The 23,545-nt window shown below is 38.0% G+C and carries 25 protein-coding genes; 11 read left to right on the top strand and 14 right to left on the bottom strand.

Going from position 1 to position 23,545, the window contains the following annotated elements:
• Positions 1–13: 13 nt before the first annotated feature.
• The 5 genes from DS745_RS05440 to DS745_RS05420 all read left to right on the top strand — a co-directional run bounded on the left by DS745_RS05440 (position 14) and on the right by DS745_RS05420 (position 4,886).
• Positions 14–2,125 carry a sensor histidine kinase gene (locus DS745_RS05440; protein ID WP_129077271.1) on the top strand — a complete coding sequence of 704 codons (2,112 nt, stop codon included), beginning with the start codon at positions 14–16 and terminating at the stop codon, positions 2,123–2,125.
• A 111-nt stretch (positions 2,126–2,236) separates the two neighbouring features.
• On the top strand, positions 2,237–3,448 hold the full coding sequence (locus DS745_RS05435; RefSeq protein ID WP_241657721.1) for an ATP-binding protein: 1,212 nt from the start codon (positions 2,237–2,239) through the stop codon (positions 3,446–3,448).
• The gene (locus tag DS745_RS05430; protein ID WP_129077270.1) at positions 3,445–3,675 is read left to right on the top strand and encodes a DUF5327 family protein; all 231 of its coding nucleotides are present in this window, start codon (positions 3,445–3,447) and stop codon (positions 3,673–3,675) included. Before DS745_RS05435 ends, DS745_RS05430 begins: the two co-directional genes overlap by 4 nt.
• Before the next feature lie 460 nt (positions 3,676–4,135).
• A complete protein-coding gene (locus tag DS745_RS05425) occupies positions 4,136–4,441 on the top strand; it encodes a hypothetical protein (protein WP_129077269.1) in 306 nt (101 codons plus the stop codon).
• Positions 4,442–4,511: 70 nt separating this feature from the next.
• Positions 4,512–4,886, top strand: a complete 375-nt coding sequence (locus DS745_RS05420; protein WP_129077268.1) for a DUF423 domain-containing protein — start codon at positions 4,512–4,514, stop codon at positions 4,884–4,886.
• 40 nt (positions 4,887–4,926) lie between these two features.
• Here DS745_RS05420 and gerQ read toward each other — a convergent pair whose 3' ends face one another.
• The 6 genes from gerQ to DS745_RS05390 all read right to left on the bottom strand — a co-directional run bounded on the left by gerQ (position 4,927) and on the right by DS745_RS05390 (position 11,046).
• Positions 4,927–5,424, bottom strand: coding sequence for a spore coat protein GerQ (gene gerQ, locus DS745_RS05415; RefSeq protein WP_129077267.1), 498 nt, complete (start codon positions 5,422–5,424; stop codon positions 4,927–4,929).
• Between the two features lie 36 nt (positions 5,425–5,460).
• Complete coding sequence (locus DS745_RS05410; protein ID WP_129077266.1) at positions 5,461–5,892, bottom strand: cell wall hydrolase; 432 nt, start codon at positions 5,890–5,892, stop codon at positions 5,461–5,463.
• Positions 5,893–6,828: 936 nt separating this feature from the next.
• Positions 6,829–7,572 carry a hydrogen peroxide-dependent heme synthase gene (gene hemQ / locus DS745_RS05405; protein WP_129077265.1) on the bottom strand — a complete coding sequence of 248 codons (744 nt, stop codon included), beginning with the start codon at positions 7,570–7,572 and terminating at the stop codon, positions 6,829–6,831.
• Positions 7,573–7,689: 117 nt separating this feature from the next.
• Positions 7,690–8,427 carry an enoyl-CoA hydratase/isomerase family protein gene (locus DS745_RS05400; RefSeq protein ID WP_129077264.1) on the bottom strand — a complete coding sequence of 246 codons (738 nt, stop codon included), beginning with the start codon at positions 8,425–8,427 and terminating at the stop codon, positions 7,690–7,692.
• Positions 8,428–8,441: 14 nt separating this feature from the next.
• Positions 8,442–10,364: an oxidoreductase gene (locus tag DS745_RS05395; RefSeq protein WP_129077263.1), complete on the bottom strand. Its 1,923-nt coding sequence runs from the start codon at positions 10,362–10,364 to the stop codon at positions 8,442–8,444.
• Between the two features lie 88 nt (positions 10,365–10,452).
• Positions 10,453–11,046, bottom strand: a complete 594-nt coding sequence (locus tag DS745_RS05390; RefSeq protein ID WP_129077262.1) for a TetR/AcrR family transcriptional regulator — start codon at positions 11,044–11,046, stop codon at positions 10,453–10,455.
• A gap of 206 nt (positions 11,047–11,252) precedes the next feature.
• Between DS745_RS05390 and pta the strand changes: the two genes are divergently transcribed.
• Entirely contained in the window at positions 11,253–12,230 is a 978-nt protein-coding gene (gene pta, locus DS745_RS05385; protein ID WP_129077261.1) for a phosphate acetyltransferase, read from the top strand.
• A gap of 48 nt (positions 12,231–12,278) precedes the next feature.
• On the opposite strand, the gene DS745_RS05380 is transcribed toward pta, so the two are convergent.
• The 6 genes from DS745_RS05380 to DS745_RS05355 all read right to left on the bottom strand — a co-directional run bounded on the left by DS745_RS05380 (position 12,279) and on the right by DS745_RS05355 (position 17,705).
• On the bottom strand, positions 12,279–13,313 hold the full coding sequence (locus DS745_RS05380; protein ID WP_129077260.1) for a FecCD family ABC transporter permease: 1,035 nt from the start codon (positions 13,311–13,313) through the stop codon (positions 12,279–12,281).
• Positions 13,310–14,314, bottom strand: coding sequence for a FecCD family ABC transporter permease (locus DS745_RS05375; protein WP_129077259.1), 1,005 nt, complete (start codon positions 14,312–14,314; stop codon positions 13,310–13,312). Before DS745_RS05375 ends, DS745_RS05380 begins: the two co-directional genes overlap by 4 nt.
• A 71-nt stretch (positions 14,315–14,385) precedes the next feature.
• Positions 14,386–15,381 (bottom strand): ABC transporter substrate-binding protein, encoded by a 996-nt coding sequence (locus DS745_RS05370; protein WP_129077258.1) that lies wholly within the window; start codon positions 15,379–15,381, stop codon positions 14,386–14,388.
• Between the two features lie 75 nt (positions 15,382–15,456).
• Positions 15,457–16,293, bottom strand: coding sequence for an ABC transporter ATP-binding protein (locus DS745_RS05365; RefSeq protein WP_129077257.1), 837 nt, complete (start codon positions 16,291–16,293; stop codon positions 15,457–15,459).
• 130 nt (positions 16,294–16,423) lie between these two features.
• Entirely contained in the window at positions 16,424–16,924 is a 501-nt protein-coding gene (locus tag DS745_RS05360) for a hypothetical protein (RefSeq protein ID WP_129077256.1), read from the bottom strand.
• Between the two features lie 13 nt (positions 16,925–16,937).
• On the bottom strand, positions 16,938–17,705 hold the full coding sequence (locus DS745_RS05355; protein WP_129077255.1) for a hypothetical protein: 768 nt from the start codon (positions 17,703–17,705) through the stop codon (positions 16,938–16,940).
• Between the two features lie 371 nt (positions 17,706–18,076).
• On the opposite strand from DS745_RS05355, the gene DS745_RS05350 reads away from it, so the two are divergent.
• Positions 18,077–18,754, top strand: coding sequence for a hypothetical protein (locus DS745_RS05350; protein ID WP_129077254.1), 678 nt, complete (start codon positions 18,077–18,079; stop codon positions 18,752–18,754).
• Between the two features lie 132 nt (positions 18,755–18,886).
• Here DS745_RS05350 and lipL read toward each other — a convergent pair whose 3' ends face one another.
• Positions 18,887–19,705: an octanoyl-[GcvH]:protein N-octanoyltransferase gene (gene lipL / locus DS745_RS05345; protein ID WP_129077253.1), complete on the bottom strand. Its 819-nt coding sequence runs from the start codon at positions 19,703–19,705 to the stop codon at positions 18,887–18,889.
• A gap of 220 nt (positions 19,706–19,925) precedes the next feature.
• Here lipL and DS745_RS05340 point away from each other — a divergent pair, with 220 nt between their 5' ends.
• The 3 genes from DS745_RS05340 (at position 19,926) to DS745_RS05330 (ending at position 22,276) form a co-directional block, all read left to right on the top strand.
• Positions 19,926–20,147, top strand: coding sequence for a YuzB family protein (locus DS745_RS05340; protein WP_129077252.1), 222 nt, complete (start codon positions 19,926–19,928; stop codon positions 20,145–20,147).
• A 317-nt stretch (positions 20,148–20,464) separates the two neighbouring features.
• Positions 20,465–21,760: an HD domain-containing protein gene (locus DS745_RS05335; RefSeq protein ID WP_421721802.1), complete on the top strand. Its 1,296-nt coding sequence runs from the start codon at positions 20,465–20,467 to the stop codon at positions 21,758–21,760.
• 12 nt (positions 21,761–21,772) lie between these two features.
• A complete protein-coding gene (locus DS745_RS05330) occupies positions 21,773–22,276 on the top strand; it encodes a YwgA family protein (protein WP_129077250.1) in 504 nt (167 codons plus the stop codon).
• 112 nt (positions 22,277–22,388) lie between these two features.
• On the opposite strand, the gene DS745_RS05325 is transcribed toward DS745_RS05330, so the two are convergent.
• Positions 22,389–22,574: a 2-hydroxymuconate tautomerase gene (locus DS745_RS05325; RefSeq protein WP_129077249.1), complete on the bottom strand. Its 186-nt coding sequence runs from the start codon at positions 22,572–22,574 to the stop codon at positions 22,389–22,391.
• Positions 22,575–22,928: 354 nt separating this feature from the next.
• Here DS745_RS05325 and DS745_RS05320 point away from each other — a divergent pair, with 354 nt between their 5' ends.
• Positions 22,929–23,450 carry a YwhD family protein gene (locus DS745_RS05320; protein ID WP_129077248.1) on the top strand — a complete coding sequence of 174 codons (522 nt, stop codon included), beginning with the start codon at positions 22,929–22,931 and terminating at the stop codon, positions 23,448–23,450.
• Positions 23,451–23,545 lie beyond the last annotated feature (95 nt).

The raw sequence follows: 23,545 nt of genomic DNA, 5'->3' as shown, positions 1-23,545 counted from the left end.
CAGGAGTTGTCCTATGTTTAAAACATTAAGAAGTAAGCTGCTAGGCTTTTTTCTTTTAATTACATTTATTCCGCTATTGTTCCTAGGATATATATCCTATCAATCGCAAAAGCAAGAGCTTACGAAATTCATAGAACAATCGCTCCTTACATACTCAAATGAGATTGCTTTAGATATTGAGCTTCTGTTACTAGAACGATTATCTGACCTGAAATATCTAGCAAACAACCCTGTCTTGGCGGAACCGAGTTCTAGCAAAGAAGAGATTGAGGAGCAGTTTAAAGTCTTTTTAGATATTTATAATATCTATTCAGATGTCATCTTCGTTAATCCTGAGGGAATTGCCGAGATCAGCGTTAATGAAAAAGTGATAGGTCATGATATTAGTGATCGAAAATGGTTTAAAGCGTCAATGGAAGGTGAGATTTACTTATCAGATATTTATTACTCACCGATACTTGAAGAACCTGTGTTAATTATGTCAGCTCCGGTTTGGGATACCAATGGAAATATAGTTGGTGTCATTTCGCCACTGTTTGACCTGAATTATCTTTGGAGAACATTTAATAAATTTTCAGAGCTTGAACAAATGGTTGGATTAAACGGCTATGCTTTCTTACTTAATAAAAGTGGAGTTATTATTGCTCATCCATATCAAGAAAAAATATTGAATGAAAATCATTTAGAAATAAATAATCTAACAGCTGAGGTTGTTTTTGAGAAAAGTAATGACCAAAAGATTTTTCATAATGAGGAAACAGATCTAGTATTGTTTTATGTCCAAATTAAAAGTATGGAAGGTTTGGCTGAAGACTGGTTTGTAGGCATGTCTGTATCAAGAAAAGCAGTTTTTTCACCTCTACATGAGCTTCTGTTAAACTATCTAATTGTCATAGGACTAGTGCTTTTTCTAACGACGATTGCTGTGTTTAAATTATCTAGGTTTATTGTTGACCCTGTAGAAAAGTTAGTGGAGGCAACGTCAGACTTTGCGATTGGAAAACCATTGCCGTCTCTAGTTAATAATAGCTATGAAGAGATTGACTTGCTAAATCAGACTTTTATGAAAATGACTAACGAGCTTGCTGAACGTGAACGCGTACATAAAAAATCGACGTTGATCATTGAAACAACTGATAACGGTGTATTTTCCATAAACAAACGAAATCAGATCATTACTACATTTAATCGTACCTGTGAGCGTTGGTTTGAATTGCCTAAAAGTAAAGTAATAAATCGACCGATCACGGACGTTGCAGCTGAGTCTGTAACATTTCAAGAGTTCATAGCTTCAAGTCAACTCCTAAATTATATAAATGAAGACAAGAGGTATGAAGTTCAGTGTGAAAATCGACACTACTTTATTAGTTTGTCATCTTTACCTTCCCTAGAAGTGCTTGAGGAAGAGGAATTGTTAATTATCATGAATGACCTTACTGAAAAGAAACAAATGGAACAAGAGTTGTTTCGTTCCGAAAAGTTGAAAGTTGCTGGGGAAATGGCAGCTGGTCTGGCGCATGAAATACGAAATCCTCTAACGATTATCAGAGGTTTCATTCAATTGTACAGTAAAGAGGATGTGACGAAGAAAAGAGATTATGAACTCGTTATTAATGAAATTGATAGGGTAAACCATTATATTAGCGATTTGCTTAATGTAGCAAGCCCTAAAATAAAAGGCTCTAATTCTGATACTGAAGTAGTTTCTCTTTTAGAAGATATACTAACTCTTCAAAACTCACAATTTGGTCAGAAAGAGATTACATTAGTCAAAGAATTGGACAGACTGCCTACAATTTTTGCTGATTCAAATAAGTTGAAGCAAGTTTTGATTAATATCATTCAGAATGCGGTGGAGTCCATGCAAGATGGGGGCACGTTAACCGTTGCTACGAAACGCCTTCTTAATGAAGGCAAGATGTCTATTCGCATTGAAGATACCGGTACTGGCATGGACGAACAGACAATTGAGAAACTTGGGACACCATTTTTTACGAAAAAGACAACAGGAACTGGGTTAGGATTAGCGACAAGCTTCCGAATTATCGAAGAAATGAACGGGAAAATTGAAGTCCGCTCGGAACTAGGAAAAGGAAGTACATTTCTTATTGTTTTACCAATTTAATAATAATAAATTAGGTCATTATCATTTGATGATGACCTAATTTGTCTATAATGGTATAATATTGGAAAATATTAACGAAATTACTCGAATGTTGTTGTATGTGGAGGATATATGAACGAACATACTAAGCTCATCCATAAACGCAATCAGCTCATGGCGAAACTCCTTTGGCTTTTTCTACTTTTTTCAGTAGTAACAAATATCTTTGTTGATCCAGCGATTTTGGTAGTCATTTTACCCGCTGGTTTTATTAGTTGCTTTTTCGCAACTATGCTAGTTCGTAAGCAATGGTTGATCGAGAAAACACCTTATTTAGTCGTAACCATTATTTATGGCTTTTTTATTACACTAACGATTTATGAGCCATTATTTATTAATTTTATCTACATATGGTTTGCCTTAATTCTCAGTTCAATTTATCAAGACTATAAACCAATTTTTCTAGCTGGATTTTATACGTTGTCTTTTACAAACTTCTCGTATTCCTTTTATTTTGAAGAGATCTTTCCTTTTATGGACAGGGAAGATATTTCCTATATCTCTTTATTTGCGGTTTTTGTGACAATCTTTTTAATCTATGCTACAAGATTTAATGACAAATTAAAAAATGAGCTTGAGCGAGAAAAACGTGAAACCGAGCAGCTACTCGTAAACTCAGATAAGCTTGCGACTGTTGGACAGCTGGCAGCTGGAGTGGCGCATGAAATTCGAAATCCATTGTCAGTGATCTCAGGTTATATACAATTACTAAAAGAAGACCATAAAGAGCTGCAACACGTTGATATTATCGATAAAGAGCTAACTCGTATGAATTTGATCATTAGCGAATTTCTCGATATTTCAAAACCAAATTCAATGCAACTCGAAACTAAAGATTTAAATCTAATTGTTCAGCAGGTCGTAACATTACTAAATGCCGAAGCACATTTCAAAAATGTAGCTATCGAGATAAAACAACCTAACAATGCTATTGACATTGAATGCGAAGAAAATCAAATAAAGCAAGTGTTGATAAATCTAGTTAAAAATGGAATTGAAGCAATGCCCAATGGTGGTGTTGTGACGATTGAGCTTTTAGAAGAAGAGAACGAGGCAAAAATACGAATTTTCGATGAAGGCACTGGAATACCGGAAGAACAGCTTGCTACGCTTGGGAAGCCGTTTTATACGACCAAGGAATCAGGTACAGGACTTGGACTAATGGTCAGTTTAAAAATTATTGAAAATCACCGAGGGAAGATGTTGTTTAGTAGTGTTGTTGGAAAAGGAACGATCGTGGAAGTGATCCTACCTCAAAAAAATGTAAGTGAGGGGAAAGCATGAGAGAAATCATTTTAAAGAAGATTGAAGAACGAGTAGTAGCAGCCAAAATACATACAGGTGAAAAACTTACCGAAGATTTAATTAGTATAAAAGCCTATTGTGACTTGCTGTTAGAAGCAGAGAAAGACGAGCGTCCGGCAACTGTAAGTGCCCCAAGGCAATCAGCTGAAAAACCTAAGCTAGTTACTCATGAAAAACCTGATAGTGATAGTTTATTTGATTTTTAATAATAGGCTCTTTTCGTAAACATTGTGGCTTTTCTAACCTAAAATAATCGGAACAATACCCTAGATGAAGATATCAGCCAATATATTATGTGAGAAAAGAGCAACTTGATAAATTAGTGGTGAATTCTTAGTAATTTGTGTAAAAATCGGTCTTTTGGTATTTTTACGACGAAAGCAACAAACTTTGCGGAAACGTCCTAATAATAGGTTTTTTTCGTAAACATTGTGGCTTTTCTAACCTAGAATAATCGGAACAATACCCTAGATGAAGATATCAGCCAATAAATTTTGTAAGAAAAGAGCAACTTGATAAATTAGTGGTGAATTCTTAGTAATTTGTGTAAAAATCCGTCTTTTGGGATTTTTACGAAAGCAACAAACTTTGCAGAAACAGCCTAATAATAATCGCGGGTATAGACCAAATTAAGAAGGTAATTACTCTTTCTTTGGAGGTTATAAAATGTTAAATAATTCAACTGGTATGGGAATTCCGATCTTTTTCTTTACACGCGGTGGCGGATTAGCAGAGGATGTAAAGTTAAATGAAGATAGCTACGAAGTGTTTGTTGAGGGGCAGTATGTAGGTGATAAAACCCTTTATGCTCAAAATGAAGACTTTCACGATATTGGTGACTTTTTAGAACGACAGGGATTTCAAAATCTCGAAATTGAGTTAAAGGGCGACCACATTATTGTCCATGCCGATAATGATGATGAGAAAAAACAATTGCGTCAGGCCTTAGAAGTCTATTTGAAAAACCGTTAATTTTGTAGAAGCAAAGTTTCTATGCTATTCTTTGTGAAGAGTAACAAATTGGAAAAGGAGCATAGGAGCTATGTTAAAATTATTTTTAATGATTGGAAGTATTAACATGTTAATCGCTGTAGGGCTTGGGGCTTTTGGTGCTCATGGCTTACAAGGAAAGTTAACGGAGAGAATGCTTGAAATATATCAAACAGGCGTTCATTACCACATGATCCATGCCATTGCTATTCTAATTATTGCAGTAGTTGCTGATCGATTAGGAAACCCAGCGATGCTTACGTGGGCTGGTTGGGCAATGTTCATCGGGATCATTTTTTTCTCAGGAAGCTTGTACATATTAAGCATCTCAGGTATCAAAATACTTGGAGCAATTACACCAATCGGCGGATTGTTTTTTATGATAGGATGGGTGTTATTAGCCCTAGCAGCGTTTCGAGCAGTATAAGAATTAAGAGGCCCTTCGTGTGAAGAGCCTCTTGTTTTATTTATCTCGGTGAGTAAGTAGCTAACGTCGGCGGTACAGTTGGTGTAGGAGCTGCTGTAGTACCTGGTACCATACCGAAGCCAACATCATAGGCAATTGGCTCATCAAAAACAACATAGTCTAAATTAATCATAAGTAATAAGTAGTACTTTCCTGATGAAGGGTCACTAATAATAATATGGTCACGACCAGCTTCTTCAACAACGCCTCTAAAAATTTTTGCATTCCATTCAACGTTATTTTCATATGTTAGATAAAACGTTCCTGTTCTACCGCGGTTTAAACGTAAAATATTCTCAATATAAGACTGTTCAAGAGGAAGCATGCCAGGTTGCTGAGTTGGTGTCATTGGAAATTGCTGTGTAAACCCTGGCGGAACTGACGGCATAGGAGCACCAGGGAAAAACTGCTGCTGTGGTGGAATTTGATAAGGTAGTGTTGTAGTATCTGTAGTTTGCATTTGTTGCTGCATCCATGGATATTGCGGGTATTGATACATGAGATCACTCCTTTATATATGAATGAATATAATGAATTAGTATGTTGAATAAACAGATGGACATTCGCTAGCTAGTGGCGTATAGAAACAATGGAGCTTATATCTTCCTGAATTCCATTGGCCCCACCATTGAGCAGGACATGATCCTTCAGGACGGAAAAACCATAACGCGAATTCAGCTGGGTGGTGACGTTCGCCTTTGACAACTTTTCTAGCCAAGCGAACTTCACGCTCTCTTGCAGCTTGATAGAAATAGCCTTTTTGCACAGCTTCAAAACCACCTGGCGATTGGAATGCCATCCTATCGATTGTGTTAACATCTCTAAAATCAAGACAGTCGACACGAGTTCGATTTACCATGACATTACCAGCCATCAGCATTCCGAGTTCTCCTTCACCCTCGGCTTCGGCTCTCATTAAACGTGCCAATACTTTAATATCATTTTCTGTAGCTTTAATGACTGCCATTTATACTCACCTCCTAAAGTTATGTAAGCTACAAAGATGACTGATAAGGAGCAAGATTATTACTGTTATATTGGCATAAATAAAACTACAGGTAATCAACGTGTATTGCTATAACTTCCTTCCACTATCCTATTCGTATGTTTGAGAATTATGATTTATGAATTATTAGATTTAGAAATATAGTCTTAGGATTTGGCATGGTTGGAGGGGGATTTTGAGTGACTATCTCATGGGTTAGGAGAATATTAGAGAGTATTTGGTTGTCTATACAGGTTATGTAGAGATAGGGGGTGAATGTGGTTTTATTATGACTAGGTTTACCGAAAGTTAGGAGAATTAGGTTTAAAAGAGAGTTTATTATGACTAACTTTACCAATAACTAGGGAAACTTGGTTTAAAAGAAAGTTTATTATGACTAACTTTACCAATAACTAGGAGAATGCAGTTTAAAAGAGAGTTTATTATGACTAACTTTACCAATAACTAGGAGAATTAGGCTTAATAGTGAGTTTATCATGACTAACTTTACCAATAATTAGGAGAGTCAGGTTTAAAAGAGAGTTTATTATGACTAACTTTACCAATAACTAGGGGAATTGGGTTTAGTAGTGAGTTTATTATGACTAACTTTACCAATAACTAGGAGAATGCGGTTTAAAAGAGAGTTTATTATGACTAACTTTACCAATAACTAGGAGAATTCGGTTTAAAAGAGAGTTTATTATGACTAACTTTACCAATAACTAGGAGAATGTGGTTTAAAAGGGAGTTTATTATGACTAACTTTACCAATAATTAGGAAAATTCGGTTCGGAAAATGTTTATTACGACTAACCAACTTAAAAGTAACTCCTCTATAACTAGGCACAACCGCACATCCACCAAAATCATCAAAAAACCAAGCACAGCCCAACTGGACATGTGCTCGGTCATCAACTAAACGTGTAGATACTTTGGTAATGTATCTTTTAATAAAAGGTTTCCAACGAAGAATGAACCGAATTCACCGAAACGAGCACTTACTTCGTCAAAACGCATTTCATAAACAAGCTTTTTAAACTGTAGTACGTCATCTGAGAATAAAGTTACGCCCCATTCCCAATCGTCAAAACCTACAGATCCAGTAATGATCTGCTTTACTTTACCCGCATAACCTCTACCAATCATGCCGTGGCTACGCATCATGTCTTTACGCTCATCCATAGAAAGCATGTACCAGTTGTCGTTGCCTTCGCGTTTCTTGTTCATTGGATAGAAACAAATATGCTTTGCTTTTGGCAAAATAGGTTTAAGACGAGCTTGGATTTCCGGATCTTTGTTAGGGTCTACACTTGGTGGTAGATAGTTACTTAATTCTACTACTGAAACGTAAGAGTATGTAGGAATTGTATATTCTGCAAAACGAGTTTTGTTAAATGCATTCTCAATTTCATTTAGCTCTTCCATTGTTGGACGTAAAAGCATAAATGACAAATCAGCCTTTTGGCCAACAATGCTGTAAAGCGCATGGCTTCCGACTTTCATTGCTTCTGTTACTTCCCATTTTTCTAATAAACCTAATAATTCATTTGTAATTGATTGGCGATCTTCTGTAGAAAGGTACTTCCACTTTTCCCAGTTCATTGCTCTGAAATCGTGTAAACAATACCAGCCTTCTAGCGTTTTAGCTGCTTCACTCATTCTAATTCACTCCCTCAAAAACTTCATATACATGCTCATTATACTATTTACCAATTTAAAAACCAAATTTAGTGAACCTAAAAAAAGTGGTGTGAGAACACCTCACACCACTTGCGCTTATCTTTTCTTAACAAAACTCTGAATGGCTTGAATATGTTCAGGCGACTTGCCAGCTTTGCGCTGAGTCTCAACTTCCATCTCTAACACTTCTGCTAACGACTTATCAAATGAGTTGCGCATATTTTTCTTCATTAACCCGTAACTAGTAAGCGGTACACGAGTTAATTTTTGCGCAAATTCAGCTGGTGAACCGATCTGATTGATAAGCCCGCACCCTAAAGCTGCTTCAGCTGTAATCGGCTCACCTAAGCAAAGCTCTAACGCCTTTTGTAACCCGACAATCCTTGGCAAGTAATAAGAAGCACCGGCATCTGGCACAAGACCAATTTTTAGAAAACTCACTCCCATAACAGCATTGGCATCAGCATAACGGAAGTCACAAGCAAGCGCAATGCTAAGGCCCGCCCCAACACTAGTCCCGTTCAAATAAGCGATAATCGGTTTATCAATCGACTCAATAATTTCGATCAGCCTATTGTACGTTTTCGCAAGGTAATCGCCATGGTCAAAGGAAGCGAAGTTCTCAACGGGGATACTCTTTAAATCAGCACCACTTGAGAAAGCACCGTCACGCCCTTGAAGGATAATGACTCGAACATTTTCATCGTTACCAGCCTCTGTAAATGCTTGCTGCAAATCCTCGTGCATTTCTAAATTAATCGCATTCCTAACCTCTGGTCGGTTCATCGTAATCGTCGCAATACCCGCTTGAACCTCGTATAAAACTGTATTCATGTTCCCCACTCCTTTTATATTAATCTAGCAACAACTGCTCCATCATAAATTGCTTTTTTTGCATCGAGCTCACTAGCCTCTTTTGCGCCACCGATCAAATGAACTGTTTTGCCGTTAGCCGCAAGTTTCTCATACAAGCTGTTGTTAACCAGCTGTCCACTTGCGTATACAACTAGATCAGCGGGGATCGTCTGCTCTTCTCCATTTTGGAAAAATACGATGCCTTCCTCGGAAATTGATTTGTACTCTGAGATACCACCGATCATTTTCACGTGCTTCATTTTTAATTCCATCAACGTCGCCCAACGCGTCGTTTTACCTATGCCTTTAGCAAAAGCTTTGCTTCGCTGAAGCAAGGTAATTTGTTTCGCACCTTTTGCTTTTAAGAGAAAGGCTAAATCACAGGCAACGCCGCCGCCACCGATAATCACAATGTTGTCTTTCACATCGACCGTTCCTTCAAACATACTCTTATAGGAAGCCGCTTTTTCGATGCCAGGGATATCTGGTTTTCGTGGTTCAACCCCAGTTGCCACAACAACCTCATCTACTTTTTCCAGCAGCGGGTCATTGTCAGTCAGCTGATAGTTTAGTAGAGTTTTCACACCTAATTTTTCAAGCTGGACTCTATAGTAACGGAGTGTTTCGTCAAACTCGCTTTTCCCGGGAACGATCCTTGAAAAGTTCAACTGTCCGCCAATCGCAGGACTTTGATCGACTAACGTAACTTGATGACCACGGAGTGCTAGTACTCTCGCTGTTTCCATCCCGCCAGGACCAGCACCGACTACCAAGACATGTTTTTTCGTTGTAGCAGGAACAATCGTCAACTCTAGTTCTCGACCTGCTTCAGGATTGACGAGACAGGAGGCCGGTTTCAGTTCGAAGACATGATCTAAACAGGCTTGGTTACAGGCGATACAAGTGTTAATATCCTCTGTTCTATTTTCGTAAGCTTTTGTTAAAATCGCAGGGTCTGCTAAAAACGGACGGGCCATGGAGATCAGATCTGCTTTTCCATCCTGTAAAATTTGCTCTGCGTCGTCCGGATTGTTAATGCGGTTACTTGCGATTACTGGAATAGAGACTTGTTGTTTAATAGCCGTAGCCACTGGAACGAAGCGGTTACGAGGAACCTTCATTGAAATCGTCGGTACCTTTGATTCGTGCCAGCCAATTCCGATGTTTAAGAGGTCAACCCCAGCCTTTTCTAACTCCTTTGCCCAAATCGCTGTTTCTTCTTCTGTTGTACTATTTTCGATTAAATCCAAGCCTGACATTCGAAAAATAATTGGATACGTCGGCCCTACATTCTCGCGAACGGCTTTGACAATTTCAAGCGAAAAACGGAGACGATTTTCAAATGATCCACCCCACTCATCGGTACGTTGATTCGTTACTGGTGAGGTAAATTGATTGATTAAGTACCCCTCGGAACCCATAATTTCCACAGCATCAAAGCCAGCAGCTTTTGCTCGTTTGGCAGCGCTACCAAAAGCGTCGATGGTCGCGCGAACCTGTTCAGCAGTTAATGCAACAGGCAGATCAGGATTAATTGGCGATTGGATCGCAGACGGAGCAACGACGTCACAGCCTGTTAATGCCTGATAGGCATAGCGTCCGGCATGGAAAAGCTGCAGGGCGATCTTTCCACCAACCTCATGAACTCCATCGGTTAATGATTTGCAGTACTCCACATCCTCGTCTTTGTACATTGACATAAAGTGAAGTCCACCACTCCCCTCTGGGCATACTGCAGCACCACCGGTGACAATTAATCCGACCTTGTTTTTCGCACGTTCCTTGTAAAAGGCTGTTAATTTTTCAAGGCCATTTTCTTCCCCTTCTAAACCGACGTGCATCGATCCCATGATAACTCGTGATGATAAAGTTAATTCATTAATTTTGATAGGGCTAAACAGTAATTTCGTAGACATACTAAAACCCTCCTATATTTTTTATATTGAACGGTCAATATAAATAAAGCGTTATATATCAACACCATTATATAAAGTGTTGGTATAGTTATTCAATATATTTTTTGAAAATTTCCACAAAATCACGATTTATTTTTTCTTTCGACACGGTTTCGTTTGTTACTAGGTAGTAAAAGGCAATTCCCATCGCTTGAGACAGAATTAAGTTTGCTACCGGTTTTGTTTCAACCTTTTTAATAACGCCTTCTTTAAAACCAATCTTCAAAATACCTTCAATAAACTCCCCTAAATTTAGAAAAAATCTTGAAATGACACGCTTTAGTTCATCATTATAAGGGGCCTGTGATAAGTAATTGAGAAGGATTAAATAGAAATCAGGGTTTTGGTCAGGAACTTCGGCGACCGTCTCTAAATATGCCTGAATTTTCTCGTGGTAACTAGTAGCTTGATCAACGTTCTTTTGCACAAGCTGCTCAGTTTCTGAAAACGAGCTTTTTAAAACATCGACTAGCAAATCATCTTTATTTTCAAAGTAATGATAGATGACACCGGTACTAAGCTTGGCTTCTTTAGCAATGTCTTTAATTGAAAAATGTGGCAACCCTTTCGCTACAATACATTGCTTCGCAGCTTCAATGATTTGTTGCCTTCGTATTGGTTCCATCCCTACTTTCGGACTCATCTTATCACCTCTATCTACATGTTATCGTAATTTTATCACAAAAATGACTAAAGATAGTTTTATTGAAATTTTTCAGGGAAAACTACGAAAGGTAATCTGAAAATTAGAACATTGTGCAAACATTATCAAAGTTGGTTTATTTTTCTTAGAAGAAGGAGTACACTTTTAATATAGGATGATCTGATGTTTTATTAGGAGGAAGAAAAATGAGCGGTTTATTTGAACAAATTGAATTGAAAGTAAAAAGTCAGTTTCCTACAATTGTATTTCCTGAAGGAACTGATGAGAGAATTTTAGAAGCAGCAGCGAAGTTAGGTGAAAATAAAGTTTTACATCCAATCGTTGTTGGTAGCCACGAAGAAGTGTCTAAAAAAGCAAGCGAAATTGGTGTAACACTCGACCATATTGAGGTTGTAGACCCAGCTACTTATCCTGAGTTTGATGAACTAGTGACTGCATTTGTTGAACGTCGTAAAGGGAAAGCAACCGAAGAAGAGGCACGTAAACAGCTATTAAATGTCAACTACTTCGGAACAATGCTCGTTTATTTAGGCAAAGCTGCAGGTTTAGTCAGTGGTGCAGCTCACTCAACTGGTGACACAGTTCGCCCTGCGTTACAAATCATCAAAACAAAAGCTGGAATTCGCAAGACATCTGGTGTTTTCGTGATGGTCAAAGGTGACCAAAAGCTAATCTTTGGTGATTGTGCAATCAATATCGCACCTGATAGCAATGATTTAGCGGAGACAGCAATCGCTGCAGCCGAGACGGCTCGCGTGTTTGATATTGATCCAAAGGTGGCGATGCTCAGCTTCTCCACAAAAGGCTCAGCGAACTCGCCAGAGACCGAGCGAGTTTCGGAGGCCACAAGGTTAGCGAAGGAAATGGCTCCAGACCTAGTGATTGATGGGGAATTTCAGTTTGACGCAGCTTTTGTACCATCTGTAGCAGCCAAGAAAGCTCCAGACTCACCGTTAAAAGGTGAAGCAAATGTCTTTATTTTTCCAAGCTTAGAAGCAGGAAATATTGGCTATAAAATTGCGCAGCGTTTAGGTGACTTCGAAGCAATCGGCCCAATTTTACAAGGCTTAAACAAACCAGTAAATGATCTTTCACGTGGATGTAATGTTGATGACGTTTATAAACTAGCGTTAATTACAGCGATGCAAGGATTGAACGGCTAAAAAATGTGAGAGCACGAACGAGTAATCATTCGTGCTCTTTTTTTATGCTTATTTGTTCCTATTTCGATAAATCAAATAGATAAAAAACGGAGCACCGATCGCTGCGGTGAAAATCCCTGCGGGAACATCATAAGGTTGAAAGGCTGTTCTACCTATTAAATCTGCTAACGCAACGAGTAATGCACCGACTAAAGCAGCTGTTGGGATTAGTGAGCCAAAGGAGGCACCAACCATTTTTCGAGAGATATGGGGAGCGATTAAGCCGACAAATCCGATTGCACCACCAATGGCAACCGCAGCACCTGCCAAAATCACGCTAATAAACACGAGTAAAAAGCGTTGAAGCTGAACACGTGAGCCAAGACTAGTGGCGACATCATCCCCAAGTTCTTGAACACTAACATTCCTTGAAAGTACAAGTGCCAAAATCACAAATACCAATACAAACGGTAACAACACATAAAACTTTTGCATGGAAGCCGCATAAATACTGCCAGTTAGCCAGACATAAGCTTCAGCTGCAGTATAGGCATTTGTGACAACAATCATAAACGTTGTCAGAGATCCCATCGCTGTAGCCATCCCAATACCAATCAAAACAAGTCGGAAGGGGCTAACTCCTTTTTTCCAAGCCAAAAGGTAGATCAGTACTGAAACAGTTATTGCGCCGATAATGGCAGCTAACGGTAAAAGCTTAATACTGACACTGCCACCTAAATAAACAATAAATGCCGTAGCTGCAAAAGCTGCACCGTTTGTAATGCCGATAATATCAGGGGAAGCTAATGGGTTACGAATTACCCCTTGCAGGATCGCCCCAGAAACCCCCAGTGCTGCACCAATCAAAATCGCAACTAGAACCCTCGGTAGGCGTAAGGAAAGAATAATAAAGTCATATTGCTTCGATCCTTGTCCGAACAAGGTTTGAATAATTTCAGATAAAGGAACAAGGGTTGAACCGATTCCAATCGAGAGAATTAGCGTAATTAGTAAGGACACAAATAGCACCGACATGACCCTGAGATTTTTTTTCTCGATCAAAAAAGAGAAGTTGCCTTTGCGGACTGTAATAAATTTGCTCATAAAGAAAGCACTCCTTTACGGGCGATGTAAATAAAAAATGGAACACCAATGATCGCCGTCATTACGCCAATTGGAACCTCTGATGGCATGATAATAAAACGAGCGAGTACGTCAGCTAGTAACACCAAAATGGCCCCTAAAATAGCACTATAAGGAATTAACCAGCGATGGTCGGAACCGACAAAATAGCGGCCAATATGAGGGATGATTAACCCAATAAAGCCAACAGTTCCTGCTACTGCAACAGATCCACCTGCAAGGAAAATCACTAAAATTCCAATAACCAGTTTAATTACACCGGTCTTAACTCCTAAGCTTTTCGCCACATCATCGCCAGACAACATTAAATTAATATCCTTAGAAATAAACAGTGCGACAGCAACAGCGACAATCATATAGGGAAGGACAGGAAAAAGCATTTCTAATGTTCGACCCGACACAGAACCTGTTAGCCAGAACAACACTTCCTGCAATCCTTTTTGATTAAGAACTAGTAAGCCCTGGGTACTTGATAAAAATAAAGCTGAAATCGCTGACCCTGCTAAAATTAGTTTAATAGGGGTGATCCCGTCACGGCCAATCGATCCAAGGAAATAAACAAAAAAGGTAGAGAGAGCAGCTCCAAAAAATGCGACCCACATATACTGCACCATTGATGTCAGGGACAAAAAGGTTGAAGCTAAGACAACAAAAAAGACTGCACCTGTATTAATCCCTAGAATACTAGGCGATGCGAGAGGATTACGGGTGATTGCTTGCATCAGCACACCTGCAATCGCCAAACAACAGCCAATGACAGTGGCAATAATAGCACGAGGCAGTCGAGTCGTTAAGACAATGACATGCTGAAGGTTTTCTTCATCATAATGGACGAAGGTATGATAAGCTTCCGAAAAAGAAATCTTTGTCGCGCCAAACACAATGCTTGCAACAAAAGAGATCATAAATAGTAGTAGACACGCTAGAAAGCCAATTAGTTTTTTACGATTATTTTCAAACATTTTATTTCCCCCAGACAAAACTGTAGAAAAGCATAGAAAAGAATGAGCTAGTAAGCCCATTCTTATTAAATCTATTTTTTAAGGTTAAAAATAGTATAAAGATCATCAAGCATCATCATTGCAGCAGTTGCTCCACCTGACATGTTCCAAGTTATCGCATCTACTTCAAATACTTGGTCGTTTTTCACAGCATCTAAGTTTTTCCATAATGCGTGACTAGTCCAGTCTTCTTTTGTTTTATAAACAGCACCGTCACCTAACCAATCAGAAGTGATATCAAAAATAACGTCACCATTCATTTCAGGAATACTTTCTTTTGTTGTTAATTTCACACCCCACTCATCAACGCGTTGATTTTCAGGACGAGAGAAACCGACTTCAGCTAAGATTGTTCCTGCGAACCCTGTGTAGTAAATTCTTGAATGGTCTGGATCAAAACGAACGATCGATACTTCAGTATCTTTTAGTTTGTCACCCATTTGTGCTTGAATGTCCGCCACTTTGTTGTCCCACTCTTGTTTGAAAGCAATGTCAGCATCTTCTTTTCCAAGAGCTTTTGCTGCTAATGTCATGTTCTCTTTCCAATCAAAGACGCTCTCAGAAAAGACAGTTGGAGCAATTTTTGAGAGCTGTTCATAAATTTTTTCGTCACGTAATACAGAACCAATAATTAAATCTGGTTGTAACGTTGCGATCGCTTCTAAGTTTGGCTGACCCTCTTCTCCAAGGTTCATCACACCAACCATTTGATCTTTTAGGTAATTATAGAAAGGTTTCTCTAACCAAGACTCAACAGCGCCAACAGGTGTAACTCCTAAGGCAAGGGAGATATCAACCATCCCGTTATATAATACAACAACTTTTTGTGGTGAACCTGCAATTTCTGTTTTTCCCATTGCATGTTCAACTACTCGCACCTCAGTAGTTTTTGTTTCAACTGTATCTTTCGTAACTTCCTCAGTTTTAGCTGGTTCTGTAGTTGTGGCTTCTTCTGTTTTGGCGGAGCATCCTATTACAACTGCAAATGAAACAAGGATACTTACGAGCATTAGTAAAAATTTTGACATATGGTTATTCCCCTTTATTATTATGTAATTGATAACGATTTTCATTATCATCATAATTCTTGAAAACACATTTGTCTAGTAGGTCTTTACTAAATTTTTTTCGACAAATTCTTTAGCAGTAGGTAGTATTCGGCCTTTACCACTTGGAATACAAAGAGGCGTACCAAAAAAAGGATCAGTCATAACGTGAGACTCTAATCCAAATACATCCTCAATCAGTTTTGCAGTGATCGTATCCTCTGGGGTGCCTTGAGAATAAACTCGACCATTTTTCACGGAGACAATATGGTGAGCATAACGACATGCCAAATTAATGTCATGTAGCACCATGACAATCGTTCGTTTTTCTCGTTTGTTTAAATCATAAAGCAAATCAAGGATATCAACTTGATGGGCTAAGTCTAAGTAAGTGGTTGGTTCATCAAGCAAAATTGTATCGGAGCCTTGCGCCAAAATCATCGCAATCCATGCCCGTTGGCGTTGGCCACCAGAAAGGGCATCAACTGGACGGTCGGCTAGATCTTCTAATTTGGTCATTGCTAATGCAGTCTTCACCATTTCTTCATCTTGCTTTGACCATTGATTTAACCAGCTTTGATATGGATAACGGCCTTGTTTGACTAAATTTAAGACAGTCAAACTTTCTGGAGCGATAGGTCCTTGTGGTAAGATTGCTAGTTTTTTAGCTAATTCTTTTGTCGGCCATTTACTAATTAATTGCCCATCAATAACCACACTACCTTCCGTGGGCTTTAATAGACGAGCTAATGAACGTAGCAAAGTAGACTTTCCGCAGCCATTGCTACCGATAAAAACAGTTATTTTCCCCTTAGGAATTGCTATGTTCAAGTCTTTAATAATCGGATTGCCACCATATGAGACGGTTAATTGTTCTGTATGAATTGCATCCATTGGGCTTCACCTCTGAAAACGATAGTCATTATCATTCTATTCTTATGCAAGAAAATCTTACCATGAATTTAATTGTTGTCAATAAAAAAACAGGGCAAATTTGCCCTGAAATAATAACCACCGTTTATAATTACATTTGCGTTTGGGAATTTGTGGGCTGAGATAGACTCGATTTGCCGACAATGGAAACTCCTAGTGCTAAGTTCGTCCAGAGAATTTCACTTACCATCCGGGAGTCACTTTCGCTGCATTCAACAATTAAGACTACTTCGGTAAACGGGGTAGGTACTTTATTACGATCTTTCGTTTTCATTTTGGTGTAAAAATAGTCAATGATAAAGCCTAAGATTGCGCCGACAGCAAAACCAATCAGTCCCCAAATAATAGGCCCCCATTTCAATATGAAACCGTAGCTCGCTCCGAGTACAGAAAAGGCCGTACCAAGGGCTGCTGCAATGTCAAACAGACTGACCCCATCGGAACGGTGAATACTATCAAACAACTTCCTTTCTTCTCTTCTTTTATCAAAAGGTACAGCTAAGATTCTTTGTTTATTAATCCCATTTTGCTGCAAATTTATGATTGCTAACTCTAAATTCTCAGATTGCTCAAAAGATGAAACGACGATCATAGGACAACCCCTTTTAAACCTTTAGGTCAAGAGTTTGATATTCTCTTTTTAGATATTCGGATTGCTCGACTTTAAATAATTTGTTGTATTCGACTGCTAATGAATATGACTCATATAATGAAAAGCCGTAAAGTGAAGGCAAGAATAACGCCCATTGAGCATTAAGGACAGCCGTTGCTGTAGAGAAATCACCTAACAATGTTAGATGAAGTGAATTGAGAATGTTTGAAAAGTATGTACAAAGGATCCAACAAAACAATAGAAAAAATCCAGTTGGAATTCTTCGCAAATACAAATGCCCCATTCCAGGCATCAACATTGACCAGATCATCGACAAGAGCGGCTGACGTCTGTCTAAAAAATTAATACCCATGATCCCCAATTTAAACGGGACAATCGGGGCTTTTTCGTAATTTGCTATAATGTATAGTTTGTTAATATCGATTGTCTTTCGATAACAATCCCACATCGATATGATGTAAACGGGAATATAAAGTAAAACCCATCTCGTATCTATTACCTGTTTGGCAAGTTCAAACTGTCCTGTAAAAGAGTAAACCATAGCTAAATTGATATTCGCATTTAAGTTAATGAGAAATTCCCATAGGAAAAGAATAAACCCTTTAATATAAGCTCCGTGCATCATATGCCCCATGCCTGGGAATGCAGCCGACCACCACACGGGAACCCATGGGTTTCTCAATTGGATAATATTTGTATTATAGGGACTAACATGAGCTCGATAATAACGGTAATTTTGAGTGTTTGTTTGATTATCCATTCTAAATTTAGGCTCCATTGCTAGTTTTTATTAGTTTTAGTTGAAAACCAATTCAATATGCAACCTAAGATCATAAATTTTTAACTGTTTTGAATCAGTTGAACATTTGTGTAACCTTTCTTTCGGATAAGCGTCCAATTAATAAAAGAAGGCTCTTTTCGTAAACATTTTGGCTTTTCTAGCCTAAAATTATCGGAAAAATACCCTAGTTGAAGATATCAGCCAATAAATTATGTAAGAAAAGAGTTTTACTTACTAAATTTGTGATGAATTCTTAGTAGCTTGTGTAAAAATCCGGCTTTTGGGATTTTTACGAAAGCAACAAACTTTGCGAAAACAGCCTAAAAGAAAGAGAAAGAGGTTTTTATAAAATGAAAAAAATAATTTTACTTAGTCTTTTTATAGCTGCTACACTAATTTTTACAGCTTGTAACACAGGAACAGAAACATCGGAGCCAGCTCAAACTCCAAATACACCAAATACACCAAATACACCAAATACACCTGACACACCTGACACACCAGTAACTGATGAAACAACAGAAGAACCAGAAACACCGATAACGGAAGAAACAGCTACTCCAGCCCCGCCTAATTTGCCTGAGACAGCAGAATTACCCGTGTCAGTGGAAGGCGAAGTAACAACGGAAACTGGGCAACTCTTTGTGGGCAAAAATGGCTATTCGCTTTATGTACTTGATCGATATACATTTGAAAGCATCGAAAATGGGATAGATACATTGTCGTCTACTTACGATTCAACCTTTTTTGTAACGATAGAAAAAATGAAAAGTGAAGCAACCGCAGTTAAAGAAGAATTAGTTCAAACAGCTAAAGCAAACGTTCATGACTTAGATCCAAAATCGTTAGCCGAAAAAAGCTTCCACAATGCGGATTTCTACCTAGTTACGGAAACCGAAGATAGAACGACTTTGGTATATGTTGCTAATCAAGGCTACTTGTATACGTTTCATTTCCCATTAAAAGAGGCTGCTGAAGGAATTACACCTCGTTTTTGGTCAATGCTAAGCTCGAAAGTTATTCACTAAACTAAAATAAGGGTAAAGCTATCAGGCTTTACCCGGGACAAAAGTGTCTGACACCACGCGGATCCTACTAAGTATAGACAATTAGATTTTTAATATGTCTGTATTCGGTACCTAGTTGTGTCTGACACTTTGTTATATAAGTTCATTTCGTTTATGCATCCGCTCGAGGTTTGTCTGGTAAAGATCAAGCTCGGAGTCAAATAATTGTGTTTGTTGAATTGTAATGGTTGGATCATGCGTAATCGTTTTTAACAAACGAAGCATTACGTCTTGAACAGTAATTGGCTGATCAAGTAATTCGCTAAGTGAGGCCATCGTACTTGGAACAATTTTTGGGTAGACAAATTTGGTTTCGGTATTCTGAACAGCTACCTCATAGAAGTCTTTAATTAAAGCCGCACGCTCACTTCCGCTTTCGTTTACACAAAGATAAATCTGAACAGCAACGCCACTACGTACGCGTCGTTGTGAAATCCCCGCGAATTTTTTCCCATCTATACTTAAGTCATAGCTACCTGGACAATACGAGCCGACGATTTCTCGAGCCTCGATGTTCTGTGTTTTATCTTGGAACATTTTTTGAATCAGTTCATACATCGCATCATAACCACTGTTAATCGAAATTTGCTTATCCTCTTTCATTATGAGTGAGATATTCAGTATGCCTTCATCTAGAACAACGGCCAGTCCACCTGAATTACGGACAATGGGTTCAAAACTATGGTTCTGTAAAAATTGAATCCCTTCCTTAATAAAAGGAAGCCTGCTATCTTGGATGCCCAAGACAATCGTCTGGTGGTGAACCCAAGTTCTAATGGTAGGAATGGAACTCCCCTCTCCGACTGAAGCACAAAGAGTGTCATCAATTGCAAAAGAATTAAGTGGGCTAAATTGTGGCCCAAGTGTTGTTTGATCAATAAAACGCCAGTTCGTAATGGTTTGAATGCTCATGGGGGATAATACTCCTTGTAAGTTCTGCTATTAACAAATGGATCTTTACAACATATCTGCAATTCTTATAATAGCAAATCTTTCATTTGCATAACAACCACTATCAGGTGTACAATGTTTTTTAGGCAAAAATCTAAGTATTGTACGTAGTCTAAGAGGAGTCACCCTTTTCTTAAACTATCATCCATTCATATAAGAATAATGGAAGGGTGTTATTTAAATGAATAACGAATTTAGGATTTGTGATATATGTCAGGCAACAAATGTTAAGACCCTTGTTCCAAGGCTTAACAAACTTGATCCAAAAGCAGAACTTCATATTGGTTGCCAATCGTATTGTGGCCCTGGTCGAAAAAAGTCATTCGCATTCGTGAATAACCGTCCAGTTGCAGCTCCAGACGAAAGTCAACTGATTGAAAAAATAGAGAAGAAGCTTAAATAAGCAAGTCGCTTTCCTTGTGAAGGCGACTTCTTCTTTTCAACGTAGGGAAAATCAATTATGGATTATGAATTGTGAATTATGAATTGGAAAAGACCAAACCAAAGCATATGTGGGGTTTTGGAATTTCGAACTACCTATAAAATTTCACATTTTGCATTTTACATTCTACATTTTACATTCTACATTCTACATTTTACATTCTACATTCTACATTCTACATTGTTCTTTGGTTTTAATTCAAAATTGACAATTCATAATTATCTACTCATATTTTATAATATAGATAAATGGAAGATTGGTTTGAAAGGGGTGTTGGTGTGTCGAACATTTTAGGAAAGCTTGAGGAAGAAAAGGTTTTTAAGGATCCAGTTCACAGATATATTCATGTAAGGGATCAGCTTATCTGGGAGTTAATTGGAACGAGAGAATTTCAGCGGTTACGAAGAATTCGTCAATTAGGAACTACATATACGACGTTCCATGGTGCTGAACATACAAGGTTTAATCATTCGTTGGGTGTCTACGAGATTATGCGCCGAATAATTGATAACTTTGAGGGGCGCGATCATTGGGATGATAGTGAACGTTTGGTTTGTCTTTCTGCTGCTCTACTTCATGATATTGGTCATGGGCCATTTTCCCATTCGTTTGAAAAGGTTTTTCATACTGACCATGAAGAATGGACGCGCCGCATTATTTTAGGGAATACCCAAATAAATAAAATCCTTAAGATGGCTGGCAATGACTTTCCAATGAAAGTTTCAAATGTAATTGCCAAGACCTATCCGAACAAGCTGGTTGTTAGCCTTATTTCAAGTCAGATCGATGCGGACCGCATGGATTATTTACAGCGTGATGCTTATTATACAGGTGTAAGTTACGGACATTTTGACATGGAACGAATTCTACGCGTGATGCGCCCAACGGAAGAACAAGCCGTGTTTAAACAGAGTGGAATGCATGCGGTCGAAGATTATATTATGAGCCGTTACCAAATGTACTGGCAGGTTTATTTCCATCCAGTGACACGAAGTGCCGAAGTTATTTTAAGTAAAATTTTGCACCGTGCAAAGTACTTATATCAACAAAAATACCAGTTTAAACAGGATCCAATTCACTTTCATTCGCTATTTAATGAAAAACTGAGTTTGGAGGATTATTTGAGGCTAGATGAGGCGATAATCATGTATTATTTCCAAATTTGGCAAGATGAAGAAGATCGAATTCTGAGCGACTTATGTGTTAGATTTAATGATAGAAAATTGTTTAAGTACGTCGAATTTAATCCTAGTAAGCAATGGAATGACTGGCCAAAGCTGATTGAGTTATTCAAGCAAGCTGGGATTGATCCAGACTATTATTTAGTGATTGATTCATCATCAGATTTACCATATGACTTTTACCGTCCGGGTGAAGAAGGTGAGCGAATTCCAATCTTTTTGTTGACTCCAGCGGGAGATTTACGGGAGCTTTCAAGGGAATCGGATGTTGTTGAAGCTATTTCAGGTAAAAAACGAACAGATCACAAATTGTATTTCCCGGCTGATGTACTAGATAATGAAAACGTACAGGGAGAAGTCAAGAAACAAATAAAAGCAATACTTTATAAATAGGGGGAGACAAGGTTGTTAAATGATCACGCGAAAATTATGGCGTTGATTTCAGAAGCTGGAGAAGTTATTGGAAGAAAAAAGCTGCAGAAAATCATTTATATCGCCAAAAAAATTAATTTCCCATTTCAAGAACGATACAATTTCCATTTTTACGGGCCTTATTCCGAAGAGTTGACTCTTCGTATTGAAGAAATGTGTAACCTCGGGTTTGTTCATGAGACCAAAGAGAAAAAGGGCGGCTATTATCAATATCGTTATACTCTTTCGGAAGAAGGAACAAAGTTTCTTTCAATATCTTCTTTAAATATGCCAAAATTACAAGATTTTATTACAGATATCAATGACAAGAGCTCCCGCTTTTTGGAGCTCGTCTCTACTCTTCTTTTTTTCGACGATTTATCAGCCGAAGAGCAGGTCGAAAAGGTTCATACGTTAAAAGGTAAGCTTAATTTCACTGAAGATGAAATTGCAGAAGCGTTTGCTTATATAAATCAATTGAAACAAATCACGCAGTAAATTGGGACAAGCTCACTTATTTCAATTATCAATTATGAATTGTTAATTTGCTGTAGGTAAAGCTTCGAACCCTTTTTAAAATATAAAAAAAACGGCGGTTAAGCCGTTTTTTTTATTGGTCACTTTTACGTATGCCAGCATGTCCTAGGTGTTCTTTTGCAATTTCTTCAATGATAACATAGATATTTTCTTTTGGTGCTGCTGCTGTTTCACTGACAGCCTCTGTGACTTTTTCAACTAGCGCTTTCTTCTGTTCATCGGATCTACCTTCTAATAGTTTAACGGTTACGAATGGCATATTTGTAAATCTCTCCTTTTAATATATAGCTGTTTTCGCAAAGGTTTGTTGCATTCGTAAAAATCCCAAAAGCCGGATTTTTACACAAGATAATTAGAATTCACAACTGATTTAGTAAGTATTACTCTTTTCTTACATAATTTATTGGCTGATATCTTCATCTTGGGTATTTTCCAGATTATTTTAGGGTAGAAAGCACAATGTTTACGAAAAGAGCCTAATAAATAAAAAAATAACACACAATATATAGTATCATTCGACACAGTCTAGAAAATTCCTCTTATGCACCAAACGTGCAAAGCATACTTTCAATTTGGTATACTGTAAAAAAAATAATTAAAGGCGGGATAGCTTGTGGACCTTTTAAATAATAATAACAACAAAGCTGGTGGCAGTGGCTTCAATATTTTAGGGAAAGATCCGGTTGATCATAAAGGATACGGTGCTGGAACATTAAACTTAGACAATATGTCTCCTGTCATCGTTGATGTTGAAGCTGGTGAAGCCTATGTTGATATGGGGGCAATGCACGCACGAAGCCAAGTAGAAAAAGGAATTAAATTTCTAACAAATAAAGAAGAGGTTCCTAACGGAAAGCCTTACTGGTTAATTTGGATCACTGTGGACCACAATGCTCAAGGTGCCTATTTCGCAGGTGTTACTGCGTGTGAAATGACAGTTGATCGTGAAATCCGCCGTGGCTACAAAAGTTTGCCAGAGCACGTTAACAAAATGGATAAATCACTAAAAAGACATATTATGGTTGACCATATGGATGAAAACTCAAAGCAAGTGTTAGGGAAGTTTCTAAAAGGGTTTAATGAAGAAATGTACTTGAATTCAAATCAAAAGTTAAAAGATGATCTTGGTGTTTAAAACTTTGTGAACATAATGTGAACAACTTGTAATTTTTTTATGATAAAAGTAAACTAGAATAAGTATAAATACTTTTTATACTAGGACAGAAAAAA

Source organism: Anaerobacillus alkaliphilus, from assembly GCF_004116265.1.
Taxonomy (GTDB): Bacteria; Bacillota; Bacilli; order Bacillales; family Anaerobacillaceae; genus Anaerobacillus; species Anaerobacillus alkaliphilus.
Note: the sequence above shows the minus strand (reverse complement) of the source record. Positions and strands in the feature narration are given on the sequence as shown.